The organism is Xanthomonas sp. SHU 308 (assembly GCF_000364645.1).
In the GTDB taxonomy this organism is placed as follows: domain Bacteria; phylum Pseudomonadota; class Gammaproteobacteria; order Xanthomonadales; family Xanthomonadaceae; genus Xanthomonas_A; species Xanthomonas_A sontii.
The window spans coordinates 1-284 of sequence record NZ_AQOK01000809.1; the positions used below are offsets into that span (position 1 = coordinate 1).

Sequence of the window (284 nt, forward strand, 5' to 3'; positions counted from 1 at the left end):
TGCGGATCGCCGGCCGGCGACGGCGCGAACGGATCGGCGCCGCGCTCCAGCAGTTCCAGGGCGAACTGCTCCAGCGCGCGTGAGGCGTGATCGTGCTGCGCGCAGGCGGCGAGCAGGCGGGTCAGGCCGCCGCGACCGGCCGGCGACACGCCGTGGCGCAGCATCGCCTGCAGGCTGGGCACCGCCTCCACGCCGCGCGAGAGCAGCGCGAACATCGGGGTGTCGCCGCAGGCATCGAGTACCTCCGGCTCGGCGCCGTGCGCCAGCAGCCAGTCCACCGCCTG

1 pseudogene is annotated in these 284 nt (G+C 76.1%); it reads right to left on the minus strand.

What is annotated here, in order from left to right:
• Positions 1-284: pseudogene (locus D588_RS25805) on the minus strand (hypothetical protein); the annotation flags it as partial.